The organism is Pseudoalteromonas sp. NZS11, assembly GCF_015864765.1.
In the GTDB taxonomy this organism is placed as follows: Bacteria; Pseudomonadota; Gammaproteobacteria; order Enterobacterales; family Alteromonadaceae; genus Pseudoalteromonas; species Pseudoalteromonas arctica.
Genome location: NZ_JADYWP010000009.1, coordinates 63,375 through 83,428 on the forward strand (window position 1 = coordinate 63,375; position 20,054 = coordinate 83,428).

Sequence of the window (20,054 nt, forward strand, 5' to 3'; positions counted from 1 at the left end):
CATCATAGTATCTGATAGCCGATACAATGTGTAGACGCTAAAATATCAGTAAAATGACGATACCTATGCCCTAACCTTGAAAAGAGACCTCGTCACCCTCATTTATATTTCATCAACTCTTTTGAGTGTCATTATTTAGAGAGCGCTATGTTTAGATTTTTATTTGTGTTGTTTATTATCATCCCTATTATCGAAATCGCTTTGCTGATTCAAGTAAGCGACGTGATTGGCGGATTTGCAACAATTGCACTTGTTGTTATTACGGCGATTTTAGGTGCCAAAATGGTTAAAACACAAGGTATGGGGGCGCTGCAAAACGTACAAGCGCAAATGGCGCAAGGGCAAATGCCAGCCAAAGAATTATTTACCGGAATATGCGTTGTAATTGCAGGTGTATTACTCCTTACTCCTGGCATTATGACTGACGTATTTGGGCTACTATTATTAACCCCTGCAATTCGTAACAAATTGGCTGCAGGCCTTGCTAGCCAAGCAACTGTTAGAATGAGCGCAGGCATGCAACAAGGGCCATCGCCGTTTGCTGGGCAGCAACATGCTGAACGAGAGCAAGGGCAAATGGAACGACCAACCACTATTGATGGTGAATATGAGCGAAAAGATTAAAAATTTATCGTTTTTTCTCTTGGAATTTTTCACTCTACCCCCATTAATGAATGCAAATTAGAAAAGCTTTTTTCTGTACTGTTCAGAAACTGTTAGGAGAACTAAAAAACATGAACATTCGTCCTTTACAAGATCGCGTAATCGTTAAACGTCTAGAAGAAGAAACAAAATCTGCTGGCGGTATTGTATTAACTGGCTCTGCAGCTGAAAAATCAACTCGCGGAGAAGTTGTAGCCGTAGGTAATGGTCGCGTTTTAGAAAACGGTGACGTGAGAGCGTTAGAAGTTAAAGCCGGTGACACTGTGTTATTTGGCTCATATGTTGAAAAAGTTGAAAAGATCGAAGGTCAAGAGTACCTGATCATGCGTGAAGATAATATTTTAGGCATTGTAGGCTAAACCTACTTTTCATTTATAAACATTTAAGAATTTAGAGGAATTTAAAACATGGCAGCAAAAGAAGTACTTTTTGCAGGTGACGCACGCGCTAAAATGCTAACTGGCGTAAACATCCTGGCAAACGCAGTAAAAGTTACATTAGGTCCTAAAGGCCGTAACGTTGTACTAGATAAATCATTTGGCTCACCAGTTATCACTAAAGATGGTGTATCTGTAGCAAAAGAAATCGAACTTGAAGACAAGTTTGAGAACATGGGCGCACAAATGGTTAAAGAAGTTGCATCTAAAGCAAATGATGCAGCCGGCGATGGTACAACTACCGCTACAGTACTTGCACAGTCTATTGTTAATGAAGGCCTTAAAGCTGTTGCAGCGGGTATGAACCCAATGGATCTTAAGCGCGGCATCGACAAAGCAGTTATTGCTGCTGTTGCAGAGCTTAAAGCGTTATCTGTTCCTTGTTCTGATACTAAAGCAATTGCACAAGTAGGTACTATTTCAGCTAACTCTGATAAAGAGATTGGCGACATCATTGCACAAGCAATGGAAAAAGTAGGCCGTAACAGTGGTGTTATTACTGTAGAAGAAGGTCAATCACTTGAAAACGAACTAGATGTTGTTGAAGGCATGCAGTTTGACCGTGGTTACTTATCTCCTTACTTCATCAACAGCCCAGAAAAAGGCACTGTTGAACTAGATAACCCATTTATTCTACTTGTAGATAAAAAAATATCTAACATCCGCGAATTATTACCAACATTAGAAGCGGTTGCTAAAGCAAGCAAACCACTACTAATCATCGCAGAAGACCTTGAAGGCGAAGCACTAGCTACATTAGTAGTTAATAACATGCGCGGTATTGTTAAAGTATCAGCAGTTAAAGCACCTGGTTTTGGCGACCGTCGTAAAGCAATGCTACAAGATATCGCTGTATTAACTGGCGGTACTGTTATTTCTGAAGAAATCGGCTTAGAGCTTGAAAAAGCAACAGTTGAAGACCTAGGTACAGCTAAGCGCGTAATTATCACTAAAGATGATACAACAATCATTGATGGTGCTGGTGAAGAAGCGGGTATTAGCGGTCGTGTTTCACAAATTAAAGCACAAATCGAAGAAGCAACATCAGACTACGATAAAGAGAAACTACAAGAGCGCATGGCTAAACTAGCTGGCGGTGTTGCAGTAATCAAAGTAGGTGCTGCTACTGAAATGGAAATGAAAGAGAAAAAAGACCGCGTTGAAGATGCATTAAATGCAACTCGTGCAGCGGTTGAAGAAGGCGTAGTACCTGGCGGCGGCGTTGCACTTGTACGTGCAGCTAGCAAGCTGGTAGATTTAGTTGGCGACAACGAAGATCAAAACCACGGTATTAAAGTTGCACTTCGTGCAATGGAAGCACCACTTCGTCAAATCGTAACTAACGCTGGCGAAGAAGCATCAGTTGTAATTAACGCAGTTAAAGGCGGCGACGGTAACTTTGGTTACAACGCAGCAACTGGCGAATACAACGACATGATTGAAATGGGTATCCTAGATCCAACTAAAGTAACACGCTCTGCATTACAGTTTGCAGGGTCTATTGCGGGTCTAATGATCACTACTGAAGCAATGGTAGCTGAAATCCCAAAAGATGAAGCTGGTGGCGCTGATATGGGTGGCATGGGCGGAATGGGTGGTATGGGCGGAATGATGTAATCATCCCCTAAACACCTAGCTCAAATAAAAACCCAGCTTCGGCTGGGTTTTTAGCTATTGGGCACAAATAAAGTAAAAGCCACAGGTGTGGCTAATTAATAAAATGACTTCGCGTATCCCTTTGCTTCTTAAATGCATGCCAAGCCATACTCAGAGTTAATTTTATTTATTAAAAATTATTAAGGATATTAAGATGAATAAAAAACCTGAACTGATCATCTCATCACTCGATGCAGATAGATTATATGACTTAATGGAATCATTGCCTGCAGGTAGCTTTGCTAATAAAGAAGAATTGGAAGCTGAACTGGCACGAGCAACAATAGTCGAACCTAAAGATATGCCATCATCAGTTGTAACGATGAACTCAACTGTAAACTTTATTGTTGAGTCTTCTAAAGAAGAATTTACGTTAACCTTGGTGTACCCCAAAAACAGTGACTCTACCGGCGATAAAATATCGATATTATCACCTGTAGGTAGCGCATTACTTGGACTAAACCAAGGCGACGAAATTGAGTGGCCTAAACCGAGTGGCGGCTTAATAAAGGTAAAAATAAAAGAAGTAACTTATCAACCAGAACGTGCTGGTGAATTACACAGATAAACACTTTATGCACTTAGTACTAAAAAATCGGTTTAAAGTAGACCCAGCCTCGGCTGGGTTTTGCTTTTTATTATAAAGCAGATTGATACTGTTTAATTTATACCTATAACTAAGTTACATACTGCGGGCATATACCCTGCGTAAATATGATAAAAAGCACATTTATTTAATAGTACGGAGTGAGCTAAACATGACTAACGTTCAACAGCATATCGGCAGCATTGCATTAGTTGTTAAGGACTACGACGATGCCATTGAGTTTTATACTCAAAAGCTCAATTTTGAGTTAGTAGAGGATACTGATTTAGGAGAGGGTAAACGCTGGGTGTTAATTTCACCTCCAAATTCAAACGGAGCTAGTTCAAATGGGACTAATTCGAGCAGGACTAATCTACTGCTTGCTAAAGCCACAACACCCGAACAGATCAGCGCTATTGGTAATCAAACGGGTGGTCGCGTTTTTTTATTTTTGCATACCAATGACTTTTGGCGAGATTATAATTTAATGCTTTCTAAAGGCGTTACATTTAACGAAAAGCCTCGAGTAGAACCCTATGGCACCGTAGTGGTTTTTGAAGACTTATATGGTACAAAATGGGATTTACTGCAGCTTAATAATTAGTACGATAAAGTGACGCTTAAACTCACGTCACTTTATTAACTAACTCTCTTACAATTGGGAATAAATCACTGGGTAGCATTCCCCTTTGCCCGTCTCGCTCACTTGCGATATCACCGGCTTTAGCATGCAGTGTTACACCATAACGTGCTGCTTCATCAATAGTTAAACCTTGAGCAAGTAAGGCACCAATAATACCAGTAAGTACATCGCCACTGCCGCCAACGGCCAATGCCGGGTTGCCATCTTCACATACCCACGTGTGCTGGGCATTATCTATTAATGTTCCCGCGCCTTTTAATACACAAGTCGCGGTATAGCGCTTGGAGCAAAGACGAGCATAGTTAAAACGATCAGATTCGATTTCGCTGGTGCTAACACTTAGCAGTCGCGAAGCTTCGCCGGGATGTGGAGTCAATACACATTGCTCTAACGTGTATGATGAAGCTTGCTTAGCCAGTAAATTAAGGGCATCTGCATCTATAACCAATGGCATTTTATTGTTTTGGCAATATTGCATTACTTCATCGAATGTTTGTTGTGCCCACTCGTCTTGCCCAAGCCCTGGGCCAATAACAACGCAGCTTGCCCACTCTAGCGCTTGATGTAAGTTATTACTGCTTACCATAAGTTCTGGTCTGCCAATACTAATAGGCGTTATTGAGCTTTCGTGTGTATACACTCTTACCATGCCAGCACCCGTTCTAAGAGCTGCTTCACTACTTAACCTAATTGCACCTGCAGTACCCTGATTGCCACCAACACATAAAAGTTTACCGTGGCTTCCTTTGTGACTATTGATTGCCCGCGTGGCTATTCCTTTAAAGCTATTGATATTAACAAGGGTTCCTGAAGATTGAGTGATACAAGTAAACGCATCACCAATTGCTAAATCATCAAATACTAACTTACCGCTATATTGTTTACCTGCCGTCGTTGTGAGCCCTTGCTTTATACCTACAAAAGTAACGGTTGAAGTCGCTTGTACTGCGCACCCTAAAGGCTGTCCTGTATTTGCTTCAATGCCTGACGGTATATCAATGCTTATTACGGGCTTATCACTGTTATTTAGAGCTTTAATTATGCCCGCAAAGTTATCACGTACGGTGCTATTTAGCCCAGTACCAAGGAGAGCATCAATAACTATATCGTACTCATTAAGGGCATCTTTTGTAAAATGAGAAACTTCCCCACCCGCTTCAATCCATAACTGCTGCGCTTTTGCTGCATCACCGGTTAATACTTTATTAGGCTCAGATGTGCATACCGTTACCTTTTTACCCAATTGCTTTATAAGCCTTGCAACAATATAACCATCTCCAGCATTGTTACCATGGCCAACGAGTACTAAGGTATGTTTTGCATCGAATAACTGCCATTGCTTATATACAGCTTCGCCTGCACGCTGCATTAGTGTAAATAAATCACAATGACTGTTTTTAGCCGCTAAAGCTTCATTGTCTCTTACTTGTTGTGCGGTAAATAAGGTTTTATTAAGCATAAAGGCTCCTTTACTAGGTGATACTTCACCTTATCAAATACTTATATCTAGCGGCTAGTTCTGTTGGCAATTTAACACTGCAATTTTATTTACTTAGCAAAATATCCCTAAGCCAATTTGGCTGCGACTAACATGAGCACGACTAACTTGAGCAAGGTGAGCTAATTAAAGTACAATACCGTTAATTAAAGGCTTGGCTTACTTGTAACCCAAGCCTGTTTATTTTTAGGTAGAGAAAAAAATGGCACAAACTCGCGGTAACTTATTTATTTTGTCAGCCCCTTCTGGTGCTGGTAAATCAAGCTTAATCAATGCGTTATTAAAAAAACATGCTGATATGAAAGTATCTGTATCACATACAACTCGCGCCCCTCGCCCAGGTGAAGAAAATGGCGTGCATTATCACTTTGCATCTACAGAAGAATTTAAAGCGCTTATTGCCAAAGATGACTTTTTTGAATGGGCTCAAGTATTCGATAATTACTACGGCACATCAAAGCAGGCTATTGAGTCGCAGCTTGATGCGGGTATTGATGTGTTTTTAGATATTGATTGGCAAGGCGCTCAGCAAGTGCGCAAAATTATGCCAAGCGTACAAACTATTTTTATTCTACCGCCTTCAAAAGAAGAATTAGAACAACGCTTAAATAACCGTGGCCAAGATTCGGCTGAAGTTATTGCCTCTCGTATGGCAAAAGCACAATCTGAGACATCACATTATAACGAATACGACTATGTAATTGTTAATGATGACTTTGAGAGCGCACTTGCCGACATAAAAATGATTGTAATGGCTCAGCGCTTAACACTAAAAGCGCAAGAAGATCGTCATCAAGTTTTACTAAATAGTCTGCTTAAATAATTTAAGCTTACTTAAATTAGGTTTAGGCAAGTAAAACTGATAAAAATTGAACACTGGCTATTGGCGAAAGTGGCTCCTTGGAGTAAACTACGTCTTTGCTTTTAAATTATTTTTGGAGTGCTGTGATGGCCCGCGTAACAGTTGAAGATGCAGTAGATGCAGTTGGTAATCGTTTTGACTTAATTTTAGTTGCGGCTCGTCGTGCCCGCCAAATTGCTGTTGGTGGTAAAACTCCACTAGTAGACCCTGAAAACGATAAGCCAACGGTAGTTGCTTTACGTGAAATTGAATTAGGTTTAGTTGATAGCGCTTCAATGGACTTAATTGACCGTGAAGAACAACAACACCAAGAAGCAGCAGAATTAGCTGCTGTTGCTGCCATTGTTGGTGGCAACCAATAATCGACCTCCCGGTCTGATTTAGCCAACGGCGCAGTATTTCTACTATAGCCGTTGGCAATCCTTTCATTTCATCGTATATTCGTAGCTTACCTAATTTGCTTCACTAGGGCTGTTTATCTTTCGAGGTTAAATTTGTAGTAGTATGTTTGTTATTTAGGCAAGGCAGAGCCTATGTAGTGTGGTTATTCCCCATAAATAGGCGATAACGCAGCATAAATGCAAAACATGCGCTGCCCAAAGGGTTCTGCCGAGGGGCAATTTGCTCTTTGTTGCTCGATTTTTACTTAGCCCGCTAGGCTAAAAACCTCGCGCCGCAATTAAATAGCCCCTAGATTGAACAAATTTTAATCCTGAAAGGTCAACAGGCCCTAGAACATTGGAGTGTGAATGTATCTTTTTGAAGGTCTTAAAAAGAAAATTTCAGAATACTTGCCCGCTGCTGATGTAGAGCTGGTTCAAAAATCTTACGTGGTAGCCCGAGAGGCCCATGAAGGACAAACTCGCTCAAGTGGCGAACCTTACATAACTCATCCAGTAGAAGTAACCCAAATTCTTGCAGGCATGCATCTTGATCATGAAACGCTCATGGCCGCGCTAATGCATGATGTAATTGAAGATACTGATTTTAGCCAACAAGATTTAGCCGAAATTTTTGGCGAAACTGTGGCAGAACTCGTTGAAGGTGTAAGTAAGCTCGATAAGCTCAGCTTTAAAGATAAAAAAGAATTCCAAGCTGAAAACTACCGCAAAATGATTATGGCAATGACTCAGGATATTCGAGTTATTTTAATCAAGCTTGCTGATAGAACGCACAATATGCGTACTTTAGGGGCACTGCGCCCAGATAAGCGCCGCAGAATAGCACGTGAAACGCTTGAGATTTACGCGCCAATAGCAAACCGCTTAGGTATTCACGATATTAAAAATGAGCTTGAAGACTTAGGTTTTCAAGCTTTATATCCTATGCGTCATCGCGCACTTAAATCTGAAGTAGCTAAAGCACGTGGTAATCGCAAAGAAGTTATCACTAATATCCAACATGAAATAGAAGCACGTCTTGAAGAGTCAGGCATTAAAGCGACTGTGTCAGGCCGTGAGAAACATTTATATAGTATTTATAAAAAAATGCTTAATAAAGAACTGCTATTTAACGAAGTTATGGATATTTACGCGTTTAGAATTGCAGTTGATTCTATGGATACGTGTTATCGCGTATTAGGTGTGGCTCATAGTCTTTATAAGCCTATAGAAACACGCTTTAAAGATTATATTGCTGTACCAAAAACTAATGGTTACCAATCGCTTCATACTTCATTAGTTGGCCCACACGGGATACCTGTTGAGATTCAGATTCGTACTCACGATATGGATCAGATGGCCGACAAAGGTGTAGCGGCGCACTGGATGTATAAAAAATCAGGTGATGGTGCCGGTAATACTTCGCAGCAACGTGCTCGCCAATGGATGCAAAGCTTATTAGAGCTTCAGCAAAGTGCGGGTTCATCGTTTGAATTTATTGAAAACGTAAAAACTGAGCTATTCCCAGAAGAAATTTACGTATTTACACCTGATGGTCGTATTGTTGAGCTACCAATGGGCGCTACCGCAGTCGATTTTGCGTATGCAGTGCATACTGATGTAGGCAACACTTGTGTAGGCGCTCGCGTTAATCGCAAGCCACATCCTTTAAGTCGGCCATTAGATACAGGGCAAACCATAGAGATAATAACAAGCTCAGGTGCCCACCCTAATGCAACATGGCTAAACTTTATTGTTACTGGTAAAGCACGCTTAGGTGTTCGTAATTACCTTAGAAGCCAGCATCATGAAGAGGCTATGCTTTTAGGGCGTCGTTTACTTGATTCGGCATTAGGCGAAAACAAACTAGATAGCATTGCTGATGAAAATATAGCGAGAGTACTTGAAGAGCACGAACTAACTACGCTTCTTGAATTACTTGTAGAAATTGGCTCTGGTAACTTAATGAGTATGTTAATTGCCAAGCGCTTATTGCAAAATGACAATGACGATTTAACTGATATAACAAGCCAAGCTAAAGCGACCATTATTGGTACTGAAGGCATGTTAGTGAATTACTCTAAGTGTTGCCGACCTGTACCAGGCGATGCCATTACAGCTCATATAAGCCAAGGTAAGGGCCTGACCGTTCACCGCCAAGAATGTAAAAATATTCGTGGTTGGGAAAATGAGCGCTCTAAATACTTAGTTGTAAAATGGGACGATAACCCAGAAAAAGAATATATTGCAGCTCTGAGAGTTGAAATTATTAACCATCAAGGCGCGTTAGCTAAGCTAACCAATGTTGTCGCTACAACCCAAGCCAATATTGTCGAAATTGCCACCGATGAAAAAGAAAGTAATTTATACGTGATAGATTTAGGGGTTACCGTTAAAAACCGTATCCACGTTGCTAACATTATGCGCCGCATTCGCGTTATGCCTGATGTACAAAAAGTCTATCGTAAAAAATAAAATAGGAAACACATGAATAAAGCATTTATCTCTACCGACAAAGCACCTGCAGCTATTGGCACTTACAGCCAAGCAGTTAAAGTAGGTACCGCTGTTTATTTATCTGGTCAAATTCCATTAGTTCCAGAAACGATGGAAATGATTTCAGAAGATTTTAGCGAGCAAACGCATCAAGTATTTAAAAATATTGCTGCGGTATGTGAAGAAGCAGGCGGAAAAATTCACGATTTAGTTAAAATCAATATTTACCTAACTGATCTATCTAACTTCGCCACTGTAAATGAAGTGATGAGCCAATACTTTAAACAACCTTACCCAGCGAGAGCTGCATTAGGTGTTCGTGCACTACCAAAAGGTGCACAAGTTGAAATAGACGGAATAATGGAATTACCTTCTACCAATTAAGTATTACAGGCTATAGAGCTTCTCTATAGCCTTTATTTTTCGCTCCGCACTTCGTTTTATCTGACTTCTTGACTCAAATGTAAATTTCTAGCAATCTGTAGTTGTGTTTTAAAAAACAAACTTAACTTAAGTAGTAAAAAAGGATTAACTCGTGTTTAAGCTTGCCAACAATGGAAATGTTTTACTTGATGTAAAAGAACATATTCCTCCCAGCGCTGCATTTATTTTAGAGGCTCTCGAAAAGTCAGCTTTTTGCGACTGTAAAATAGATCATGACGCTATTAATGATTTTTTTAAAAACGAAAACACACAACAAACTCTCGTTGTAGCAACAAAACACAATGCCACTTTAAATGTAACAATTAGCGACGATAAAATGCTGGCCATTGGCGAGCTAACGATTGCCCAAGGTGGAAAGTTATTAAGTTTAGAAGATGCAAAAAAACAACTCGTTAAAGCAGGCATTGTGCGTGGGTATAAACAAGCTTTTTTAGAACAGCTGCTGCAAAAACAATCTGAACACTCTGCGGGATCTGTAGTTAAAGGGATATTAGCTAAAGGTAGGCTCCCAAGCGATGGTTTAGCCACTAAACTAATAACAACCGTAGAGACTTTAAAAGACCGCTTAAAAGCGCCCAAGCTCAAAGAAGATGGCAGTGTGGACATGCGCGACTTTGGCAAGCTTGCAAGCGTAGAACCTGGCTCTGTGCTTATTCGCCAGCAACCAGCAACCCCCGGTAAAGAAGGCTTTACCGTAATAGGTGACATACTGCCCGCAAAGCCCGGAGAAAATAAACAATTAGTGGCAGGCGAAGGGACTGAAATATCAAAAATGAATCCGCTTGAGTTAGTCTCTACTATTGCTGGTGTTCCGGTTGAAATTAATAATGGTATGCGTGTCGACGATATTTTTACCATTTCAGATGTAAATGTAAAAAGCGGCCATATTGACTTTCAAGGCAGTGTTATTGTTACTCGCAATATAGACCCTGGGATGAAAGTAACTGCCAAAGGCGATATTACTATATTTGGCACAGTTGAATCAGGTGAGCTTACCGCAGGCGGAAACATCACGGTTAAACAAGGCATTATTGGCCATCAAAAAGTGGATAGTAAGTCACTTTCTTGCAAGCTAATTGCGCTAGGTGATATTCATGTATCTCACTCACAGTATTGTTATCTCGATGCAAATAATATTTTTATTGATCGCCAAACAAGCCATTGTGTAATGAAAGCTAAACGCTTACTGCAAGTAGGCCAACCAGACTTACCTAAAGGTAAAATATTTGGTGGTGAAATACTTGATGCAACAACTCTCATTGCTGGCGAAATAGGGAATGAATCAGGTGCTAAAATGATTATTAATTTAGCAGCTTCTGGTGCTGAAATAACAGCGGATACTGATAATTGCTTTAGAGACTTAGCTAAAACAGATGCACAATTAGATACGCTGCAAGCAGCGCTAGAAAAAACTGATTTAGTGAAGGATGCCGAAAAGAAGAAAATATTAATCACTAAAATTGGCGCTACTCAGAAACATTATTGTGAGCAAGCAGAGAAATTAGAAAAACGTCTTTCAAACTTAGATCATGACTTACACGATTTACTTAGCGACGCTAATTTAACGGTGAATTCTGTTTTGCATTCAGGCGTAGAGATTCATATTTTTGATAAAGTACTTAAAACAATCCGCAATTACCCTCCGTGCAACGTTAAACTTTTAAATAATAAAATTGAAATAGAGTTTAAAACACACTAAAAAATTGAGTGCTCTATTGAGCACTCAAATTAACTCACTTTTTTACAATTTAAAGTAAGCCACTTACCGTATCATAAGTTTGACTTGGCCATACACCCACTTGTACTTGGCCAATATGCTGCTTTTGTAGCAATAGCATAGCCAAGCGAGACTGCCCTATTCCACCGCCAATCGTTTGCGGAAATTTACTTTGTAGTAGCGCTTTATGCCAATCAAACTCTAAGCGGTCTTCATCTCCAGTTGTACTTAACTGCGCTTTTAAAACCTCCGGACTTACACGTATACCCATTGATGATATTTCAAATGCATTTTCAAGCACTGGGTTCCATACCAAAATATCGCCATTTAAACCCATGTATTGATCGCATGTTGGCGTAGACCAATCATCGTAATCTGGGGCTCTTACATCGTGAATTTTGCCATCTCCGAGTGCGCCACCAATACCAATTAAAAATACAGCACCATATTCTTGTGCAATGGCTTTTTCGCGTTGCTTAGCACTAAAATCAGGATACATTTTACGTAGCTCTTCACTGTGCACAAACTTAATATCGTCCGGTAAAAATGGCGTTAAACCATAAGACTCGCTTACAAAAGCTTCCGTCTCTTTTATTCCTTTATAAATAGATTGAACAGTTTGCTTTAGTGTTGCCAGCGAACGTTCTGTCGTTTCGTTAATTACTTTTTCCCAATCCCATTGATCAACATATACAGAATGAATAGGACTTAATGAATCTTCATCTGGGCGCAAAGCCTTCATTTGAGTGTAAATACCCTCACCAACACTAAAGCCATAAGTAGCCAGTGTTTTACGTTTCCACTTAGCCAGTGAATGCACCACTTCGTAGCGGCTATCTGTAATCGCTTTCACATTTACAGCAACTGCGTTTTCATGGCCACTCAAGTTATCTTGCGTGCCGTCGCCAACCTTAGCCAAAATTGGTGCTTGAACCTCAACCAGCCCAAGTTGGGTTTCTAGTTGTTGTGAAAAAAATTGCTTAACTTTACTTATTTGCTGCTGTTGCTGCACATAGTGTGAACTCATAATAATTGGCCTCATTCCCAGTTATTGTTACTTGCTTAATTGATAAAAAGCGCTCTAACTAGCGCCCTTAATGAAGTTAATGTAACGATTTAAAGGATTAATTCAACATCCCATAACAAAAATAGCTTTAATATATAAAAACCATCAATTAAGTGGTATAAAAAGCATATATTCGATAATTTTATGACAAATATATAATGGAAAATTATTTAATCGATAATCTCGATAAACAGATACTTCATGCGTTAATGGCAAATGCCCGTACTGCGTATGCCGAATTAGCAAAAAGATTTAATGTAAGCGCAGGGACAATTCACGTAAGAATTGAAAAAATGAAGCAAGCAGGGATCATTACAGGAACGCAATTAACGATTAATACTAAACAGCTGGGCTACGATGTGTGCTGCTTTATAGGCATTAATTTAAATAACGCACGTGATTACCCGCAAACGCTTATAAAGCTAGAAGCATTGGAGGAAGTGGTAGAGGCTTATTACACAACAGGTAACTACAGCATATTTATAAAGGTAATGACAAAGTCCATTGATCACTTACAAGATGTGCTGATTAATAAAATACAGGCAATAGAAGCCATTCAGTCAACAGAAACACTTATTTCTCTACAAAATCCAATTAGCCGTACGGTAATGCCTTAACTGCAAAAATCTCGTATAATTGCCGAAAAAAGAGGATAACCATGCAGCAAACTCGCTATCAAAGAATCGAAGACGTACTTTCGCGCCGTCAAACAGACCTAACCGTGTGTTTAGAAGACGTGCACAAACACCATAACTTATCTGCAATAGTACGAAGTGCTGATGCGGTTGGTTGCCATCACGTACATGCTGTATGGCCTGAAAAGCAAAAATGGCTAACAAATAATACCTCAGGTGGCAGTAAAAACTGGCTAGAGACGCACTTACATAGAAATATTGATGATGCCGTTACTGCAATGCGTGAACGCAATCCAGAAATACAAATACTCGCAACTCATCTATCAGAAGATGCCGTTGATTTTAGAGAAGTAGATTACACCAAGCCAACGGCTATTATTGTTGGACAAGAAAAAACAGGGATCTCAGAAAAAGCCCTGGAATATGCCGATCAAAATATTATTATTCCAATGCAAGGCATGGTGCAATCGCTAAATGTTTCGGTTGCTGCTGCGCTAATATTGTTTGAAGCACAGCGTCAACGTGAGCTGGCTGGTTTATATAATAGAGATATGCTGAGCGCCGAAGTTAAGCACCCACTTTACTTTGAAGGCTGCCATCCTATTATTGCAAGGCAGTGTAAACAAAAAAAATTACCCTACCCCGCACTTGATGAAAACGGCGAAATAGTCGCTGACGAGCAATTTTGGCAAGCTTTAAAACATACTTGATGGACTAAAGCTCTGTAAGTACACTTAGCCTACTCACAAATAATAAGATTGATACACTTTGTCTAAACCTAGCTTAAATCAATACCCAATTACAGAGCTCAAAGGGGTCGGCCCAAAAATGGCTGAGCGTTTGTTAAAGCTAGGTATTTTAACTGTGCAAGATATGCTTTTTCATTTGCCACTTCGCTATGAAGATCGCACTCGCTTATACGCGATTAATGAACTGGCATTGCATAGCCATGTGAGTGTTGAAGCAACAATTGAAACAAGCCAAATTACGTTTGGTAAAAGGCGCATGCTTGTTTGCCAAATCAATGATGGTACTGGCAGGCTAACACTACGATTTTTTAATTTTACCGCCGCACAAAAAAACGCATTTAGTGCAGGTAAAATAATACGTTGTTTTGGTGAAGTGCGCCGTGGCCGTGTTGGCTTTGAAATGAGCCATCCTGAATATAGCATCAGCGATACTTCCAACGAGCAACCAGTAGCGACGACATTAACGCCCGTTTATTCAACAACCGAAGGTTTAAAGCAACTATCGATTAGAGCTTTAAGCGAGCAGGCTATTGATTTACTAAATAAATACTCAGTAGAAGAACTACTGCCTTCACAGTGGCAGCCATCAAATATGCCGCTAAGTGACGCCTTATTATTACTGCACCGCCCACCAAATGATGTTGATGTAACTGCATTAGAGCAAGGTACTCACCCAGCTCAACAGCGCCTTGTATTTGAGGAGTTACTTGCTCAAAACCTCAGCTTATTAAAAGTACGAGAGCAAGGGCAACAAGTTAAAGCCGTCGCATTAAATCCGGTAAACACATTAGAAAGCCAATTTTTAGAGCAACTTCCTTTTGCACCCACAAATGCGCAAAGCCGCGTAGTTGCTGAAATTAAAGGTGACATGCAACACGCGTATCCAATGATGCGTTTAGTGCAAGGCGATGTAGGCTCAGGTAAAACCCTAGTAGCAGCACTTAGTGCACTAACAGCCATTGCGCAGGGCTTTCAAGTAGCTTTAATGGCTCCAACAGAGATATTATCAGAGCAACATGGCGTTAATTTTACAACATGGTTTAATCAACTAGGTATAACCGTTGCTTGGCTTGGCGGTAAAACAAAAGGCAAAGAGCGCGTAGCAACACTTGAAAAAATAGCCTCCGGTGAAGCGCAAATGATTGTAGGTACTCACGCTTTATTTCAAGATGAAGTTAAGTTTAATAACTTAGTGCTTATCGTTATTGATGAGCAACACCGCTTTGGTGTACATCAGCGTTTATCACTGCGCGAAAAAGGTAAATTTGGTGATTGTTACCCTCATCAACTAGTCATGACCGCAACACCCATCCCGCGTACACTCGCTATGACAGCCTATGCCGACTTAGAAATTTCTGTGATTGACGAGCTACCACCTGGGCGTACACCAATCACAACAGTGGCACTTCCTGATACTCGCAGGGACGATATTATTGCTCGCGTCAAATTAGCGTGTAACGAGCAAGGTCGACAGGTTTATTGGGTATGTACACTTATAGATGAATCTGAAGTACTGCAATGCCAAGCGGCCGAAGACAGTGCACTGCAGTTAAAAGAAGCGCTACCAGAGCTAAACGTAGGCTTAGTACATGGGCGAATGAAATCAGCCGAAAAACAAGCCATTATGAGCGAGTTTAAAGCAGGTAATATACATGTTTTAGTTGCCACGACGGTTATTGAAGTTGGTGTAGATGTCCCTAATGCAAGCTTAATCATTATAGAAAACCCCGAGCGTTTAGGCTTAGCACAGCTGCATCAGTTACGCGGGCGAGTTGGCCGTGGCGCTACGGCATCGCATTGTGTACTTTTATATCACGCACCACTGTCTCATACCGCTCAAAAGCGATTAGGTGTACTACGCGATAGTAACGATGGTTTTGTGATAGCAGAGCGCGATTTAGAAATTCGTGGCCCTGGTGAAGTACTCGGTACAAAACAAACAGGGTTAGCCGAGTTTAAAATTGCAGATCTTACCCGCGATAAGCACATACTTAATCAAGTAAGACCGATTGCACAGCAAATGCTTAAGCAACACCCAGAGGTTGTTGACCCACTAATTCAACGTTGGTTGGGTAACAAGCAAAATTACGCGCAAGCGTAACCACTCTATTTTCGATACTTTTGAGTTTACTAAGTTAATTTACTAAATTAGCTTACTAAGGATATAAAAAAGCCAGCCCTAAACAATATAGAGCTGACTACTCATATCTAAGCTAAGCAGCATAAAAGCGATTAGCGCCTTTTACTGCTCTTAGTTAAATTTAAGCTTTATTAAGCTCAAATATAAGCGATGTTTGCGGGAATGATATTGGCATTTGTAAGCCAAACTGCATTAGCGCTTCACCGGTAAATGTTTGACCATTTACCGCTGCAATAGAAGATGGACGATACTCTTCAAATTTTACCGGCCACACTAAATTAAGTGTGTACTGCGCATCGGCATCTAGGCCAACAAAACGAAGCTTATTAGGCGCTGTACGCGGTGTTTCGCGAACGCTGTTATAGGCAAATAACGCTTTTGTTTTTTGCTCATCGATTAAACCAAAGTTAATTGATAAATCGTCGCTATCTAGGCGGTATAAATCGGCGCTATGAATAAACTCACGATGCTCTTTGTGTAGTGCTATTGCCGCTTTAAGTGCATTGTATTCGTGATCGTTCAGTTCACGTGGGTCCATTTCGATTCCCATGTGGCCAAACATTGATACCGCAGCACGCATTTCAATACTTACATTACGCCCTGTGATATGACAATCGCGTGGGCCTACGTGTGCACCCATAACCGACGATGGGAAAAAGAACGAACATCCACGCTGTATTTCAAGGCGATCTAGCGCATCGTTTGAATCTGACGTCCATACACGGTCTGTGTGTGCAAGTACGCCGTAATCTACACGTGCACCACCTGACGAACAGCTTTCTATTTCAAGCCCTGGATGCGCCGCTTTAATACGGTCAATTAAACGATAAAGTGCTAATGTTTGCTGATGCACTGCTGGCTTACCATCAAAATTACCCGCATGGTTAATATCGCGGTTCATATCCCATTTAATGTACTTAATAGTTGGGTATTCAACTAAAATATCGTCAATCGCTTTGTATAGGTACTCAACAACCTCAGAGCGCGTTAAATCAAGTACTAGCTGATTTCTAAAGCTTAACTGTTCGTTGTTTTGAGAGCCTAAAACCCAATCAGGATGCGCGCGGTATAAATCACTATCTGGGTTAACCATTTCTGGTTCAAACCAAATACCAAACTCCATACCTAAGCTATTCACATGATCTATGACTGGTGATAAACCATCTGGGTAAATTTTATAATCTACTGTCCAATCACCTAAACCAGCGTTATCGCCACGGCGGCCTTTAAACCAACCATCATCAAGTACAAAACGCTCAATACCTAACGGCGCTACTTTGTCGGCTAGCTGCTTAAGCGTATCTACGTCGTGATCAAAGTAAATGCCTTCCCATGTGTTGTAATGCACAGGACGCGTTTTTTCACGCTGTGCTTGGCTAAGTAAATTAGCTTTAACAAAACGATGAAAATTACGAGAAAGCGCACTAAAACCTTCACTCGAAAACGAGCCATAAATGCTCGGGCTTTGATACGTTTGACCTTTAGCAAGCGTAAGCTCACCAGGTAGTAATAGCTCACCCATTTGCACGTAACGACGACCTTCAGCTAAAAGCTCTGCGCGTAGTTTATTATTACCACTCCAACCTAAATGAAAGCCGTAACATTCGCCGTGCTGCTCGCCTGCATTTTCGTTATGCACTAATAAACCAGGAAATACATCGTGTGATGTTTTGCCTTTACGGTTTTCACGAACAAAACTGCCTAAGACTAAATCAACCGATTGACGTTGGAACTCGTTTGACCAACGACCTTCAAAGCTCACTATTTTGCTTACGCTATCTGGCAATTGAAATGTTGGCGCGGCGCAAAAGTTAACGCTTAGCGGTAAGTCGCCTAAATTAGTTAATACAGTATGTGCGCTTAGTACATCAGTGTTTTTATCAAGTGTAATGCTGTGCACTACTTCAATACCACGAAGCTTATCTACGCTTACAAACTCAACTGTCGCACTTGAAGGCTGACGAACTTCTTGAAGCTCTGGCCCTACTGACCATGCGATTGAATCATTTACTAGCTCAAGCCCTGGCGCACCAGTAAAGCCTTCGCCTAATAACGGAGATAGAGAAATAGGCGCTTCTTCAACCACGGCACATTTTACTTCTTGACGCGTAGCAAGCTGAGTTAGCATTGTTTCTGTTGTTTGCTCAGATAGGCGTTTACCAAAGTACAGTAACGCCGGTGTTTTGCTCTGGCAGTCGAAAATAACGGTGCTGTTTACACTGTCTAATCGATAAAATGATTTAGTGTCGGCCATGATTTTCCTATCCTCTTGTTCATTGTGTGAGTTATAAATATAACGAAAATTAGTAAGCTACACTATGTACTAAATGTATCTCTTTGCTTGAGCCACAATCTATCAGACGGTGACACTCAATAATAATAGTATATATCATATAAATTAGGTTTTGATAGTCTTTACATCGCAAATAGTCAGATAAACTCACTGGAAGTACCACTGTAATAAAAAGTATTAAACTAACCTTAGCTTTGAAGTTCTCATGTTGCTTTTAATACATATAAAAAAATCGGCCAGAGTTTCCCCATGACCGATTTTTTCAGCTTAAACTATTTATACGTTATTTTTGTACTTGTGCTTGGCCTGCGTCATCAAGTGCTGGTGTTTTACCTGCCCACTGCGCATTTAAACCAAATACCACTTTATTTACTATCAATGCAAAAGCGACACATACAATCAGTGTAATTGGCATTAAGTGAATGTAATGAATGTCAGTATGTAGTGGTGAGTTTGCAAATGTAAGCATGCCGTACATTACAACACCTAAAATTACTGCTGCAATACCTGCACGTGCATCCACATTTTTAAATAATAAGCCCACTACAAAAATAGAGAATATAGGCATACTTAACAAGCCATTTAATTGCTGTAGTAAGTTAATAATGCTATCTGCTTGCTGGTAAATTGGTACAAGTACCAGTGTTAAGCTTGTTAGTAGCAATGTTACGTAACCACTTAGCTTTACAACACTTGGCTCTTTATTAAAGTACGCTTCGTGAATGTCACACACATATAGTGCTGTAGCTGAATTTAATAAGCTGTTGTAAGTAGAGAGTACTGCTGCTGCCATTGCCGCTGCGAACACACCGGTTAACCATGCTGGCATTACATCACCCACAATTCGACCATAAGCAGCGTCGCCAATATCGCCATAAAGTTTAAACGAAATAATACCCGGTAATACCACAATTGCAGGGACGATTAAAAAACGAATACCCGCAGCTGCAAATATACCTTTTTGCGCTTCTTTAACATTAGGTGCTGCCATTGCTCGCTGTGTGATTGTTTGGTTAGTACCCCAGTAATACATTTGAATAAAGATCATACCGGTTAAAAGTGTTGGCCACGGAATAGGTGAATCAGCATCGCCTATGAGTGTTAAGCGCTCCTCTGGAATACCCGTAAAGTCATAATCAATCGCATTAAGTGCTAAAAACACGACTAAAACAGCCATGCCTAGTACAAGTATGCCATTGTAGGTATCCGATACAGCAACTGCTCTCAGGCCACCAAAAAACGCATAAACAGCACCAATAATGGCAAATGCGGTGGCAATATACATTAGCGGAATATCAACCTTAAACATGGTTTGCATAAATAGCGCGCCAGAATAAATAACCGCTGGCATATAAATAAGTGCATTACCTAAAAAGAATAATCCCCCAATAACAGCGCGAATATGTTTGTTGTTATAGCGCTTTTCTAAAAGCTCTGTGGTGGTAGTACAGTTGTATTTGTAATAAACAGGAATGAACACTTTGGCTAAAATAATCAAACCTATAATTGCTGCAAGCTCCCACCAAACCAGTAAAGCCATTTGGTTACCATTCATACCTACAAGCTGATCAGTACTTAAATTAGTAAGTGTTATTGAACCTGCAACAAACATCCAAGTAAGGCCACCGCCCGCTAAAAAATACTCTTTGGTTTGGCTTTGTCCGTTATTGCGATTTTGGCCTCGGCATTTCCAATAAGTAAGGCCACCAATTAAAGCGGTGACAAAAACAAAAACCACCAGCTGTAAAATGTTATCTGACATGTGTGTGTCTCCTGCGCGTTATGCGCA

17 protein-coding genes are annotated in these 20,054 nt (G+C 40.5%); 13 read left to right on the top strand and 4 right to left on the bottom strand.

Going from position 1 to position 20,054, the window contains the following annotated elements:
- The first annotated feature begins 147 nt into the window (after positions 1-147).
- The 5 genes from I6E82_RS16310 to I6E82_RS16330 all read left to right on the top strand — a co-directional run bounded on the left by I6E82_RS16310 (position 148) and on the right by I6E82_RS16330 (position 3,946).
- Positions 148-624, top strand: a complete 477-nt coding sequence (locus I6E82_RS16310; RefSeq protein WP_007580034.1) for an FxsA family protein — start codon at positions 148-150, stop codon at positions 622-624.
- Positions 625-734: 110 nt separating this feature from the next.
- A complete protein-coding gene (locus I6E82_RS16315) occupies positions 735-1,022 on the top strand; it encodes a co-chaperone GroES (protein ID WP_007580032.1) in 288 nt (95 codons plus the stop codon).
- A gap of 48 nt (positions 1,023-1,070) precedes the next feature.
- Positions 1,071-2,717: a chaperonin GroEL gene (groL, locus tag I6E82_RS16320; RefSeq protein WP_007580030.1), complete on the top strand. Its 1,647-nt coding sequence runs from the start codon at positions 1,071-1,073 to the stop codon at positions 2,715-2,717.
- 193 nt (positions 2,718-2,910) lie between these two features.
- Positions 2,911-3,324, top strand: coding sequence for a nucleoside diphosphate kinase regulator (rnk, locus tag I6E82_RS16325; protein ID WP_188161689.1), 414 nt, complete (start codon positions 2,911-2,913; stop codon positions 3,322-3,324).
- Positions 3,325-3,514: 190 nt separating this feature from the next.
- A complete protein-coding gene (locus I6E82_RS16330; protein ID WP_165722208.1) occupies positions 3,515-3,946 on the top strand; it encodes a VOC family protein in 432 nt (143 codons plus the stop codon).
- 22 nt (positions 3,947-3,968) lie between these two features.
- Here I6E82_RS16330 and I6E82_RS16335 read toward each other — a convergent pair whose 3' ends face one another.
- Positions 3,969-5,444: an NAD(P)H-hydrate dehydratase gene (locus tag I6E82_RS16335; RefSeq protein WP_197118296.1), complete on the bottom strand. Its 1,476-nt coding sequence runs from the start codon at positions 5,442-5,444 to the stop codon at positions 3,969-3,971.
- A 241-nt stretch (positions 5,445-5,685) separates the two neighbouring features.
- Between I6E82_RS16335 and gmk the strand changes: the two genes are divergently transcribed.
- The 5 genes from gmk to I6E82_RS16360 all read left to right on the top strand — a co-directional run bounded on the left by gmk (position 5,686) and on the right by I6E82_RS16360 (position 11,364).
- Positions 5,686-6,306: a guanylate kinase gene (gmk, locus tag I6E82_RS16340; RefSeq protein ID WP_165735738.1), complete on the top strand. Its 621-nt coding sequence runs from the start codon at positions 5,686-5,688 to the stop codon at positions 6,304-6,306.
- Between the two features lie 125 nt (positions 6,307-6,431).
- Positions 6,432-6,707 carry a DNA-directed RNA polymerase subunit omega gene (rpoZ, locus tag I6E82_RS16345; RefSeq protein ID WP_007378835.1) on the top strand — a complete coding sequence of 92 codons (276 nt, stop codon included), beginning with the start codon at positions 6,432-6,434 and terminating at the stop codon, positions 6,705-6,707.
- A gap of 387 nt (positions 6,708-7,094) precedes the next feature.
- Positions 7,095-9,200, top strand: coding sequence for a bifunctional GTP diphosphokinase/guanosine-3',5'-bis pyrophosphate 3'-pyrophosphohydrolase (spoT, locus tag I6E82_RS16350; RefSeq protein WP_007580016.1), 2,106 nt, complete (start codon positions 7,095-7,097; stop codon positions 9,198-9,200).
- A gap of 12 nt (positions 9,201-9,212) precedes the next feature.
- Entirely contained in the window at positions 9,213-9,605 is a 393-nt protein-coding gene (locus I6E82_RS16355) for a RidA family protein (RefSeq protein ID WP_007580015.1), read from the top strand.
- 151 nt (positions 9,606-9,756) lie between these two features.
- On the top strand, positions 9,757-11,364 hold the full coding sequence (locus I6E82_RS16360) for a DUF342 domain-containing protein (RefSeq protein WP_024589558.1): 1,608 nt from the start codon (positions 9,757-9,759) through the stop codon (positions 11,362-11,364).
- A gap of 49 nt (positions 11,365-11,413) precedes the next feature.
- On the opposite strand, the gene asnA is transcribed toward I6E82_RS16360, so the two are convergent.
- Positions 11,414-12,409, bottom strand: coding sequence for an aspartate--ammonia ligase (gene asnA, locus I6E82_RS16365; RefSeq protein ID WP_165735737.1), 996 nt, complete (start codon positions 12,407-12,409; stop codon positions 11,414-11,416).
- A gap of 197 nt (positions 12,410-12,606) precedes the next feature.
- On the opposite strand from asnA, the gene asnC reads away from it, so the two are divergent.
- The 3 genes from asnC to recG are packed head-to-tail and all read left to right on the top strand — an operon-like array spanning position 12,607 to position 15,933.
- Entirely contained in the window at positions 12,607-13,065 is a 459-nt protein-coding gene (gene asnC / locus I6E82_RS16370; RefSeq protein ID WP_002958822.1) for a transcriptional regulator AsnC, read from the top strand.
- A 41-nt stretch (positions 13,066-13,106) separates the two neighbouring features.
- The gene (trmH, locus tag I6E82_RS16375) at positions 13,107-13,793 is read left to right on the top strand and encodes a tRNA (guanosine(18)-2'-O)-methyltransferase TrmH (protein WP_007580009.1); all 687 of its coding nucleotides are present in this window, start codon (positions 13,107-13,109) and stop codon (positions 13,791-13,793) included.
- A 58-nt stretch (positions 13,794-13,851) separates the two neighbouring features.
- Positions 13,852-15,933 (top strand): ATP-dependent DNA helicase RecG, encoded by a 2,082-nt coding sequence (recG, locus tag I6E82_RS16380; RefSeq protein WP_197118297.1) that lies wholly within the window; start codon positions 13,852-13,854, stop codon positions 15,931-15,933.
- Between the two features lie 160 nt (positions 15,934-16,093).
- Here recG and I6E82_RS16385 read toward each other — a convergent pair whose 3' ends face one another.
- Together I6E82_RS16385 and I6E82_RS16390 are read right to left on the bottom strand one after the other, a co-directional pair.
- On the bottom strand, positions 16,094-18,226 hold the full coding sequence (locus tag I6E82_RS16385; RefSeq protein WP_197118298.1) for an alpha-galactosidase: 2,133 nt from the start codon (positions 18,224-18,226) through the stop codon (positions 16,094-16,096).
- A 322-nt stretch (positions 18,227-18,548) separates the two neighbouring features.
- Complete coding sequence (locus I6E82_RS16390; protein ID WP_007580003.1) at positions 18,549-20,027, bottom strand: SLC5 family protein; 1,479 nt, start codon at positions 20,025-20,027, stop codon at positions 18,549-18,551.
- Between the last annotated feature and the right edge of the window lie 27 nt (positions 20,028-20,054).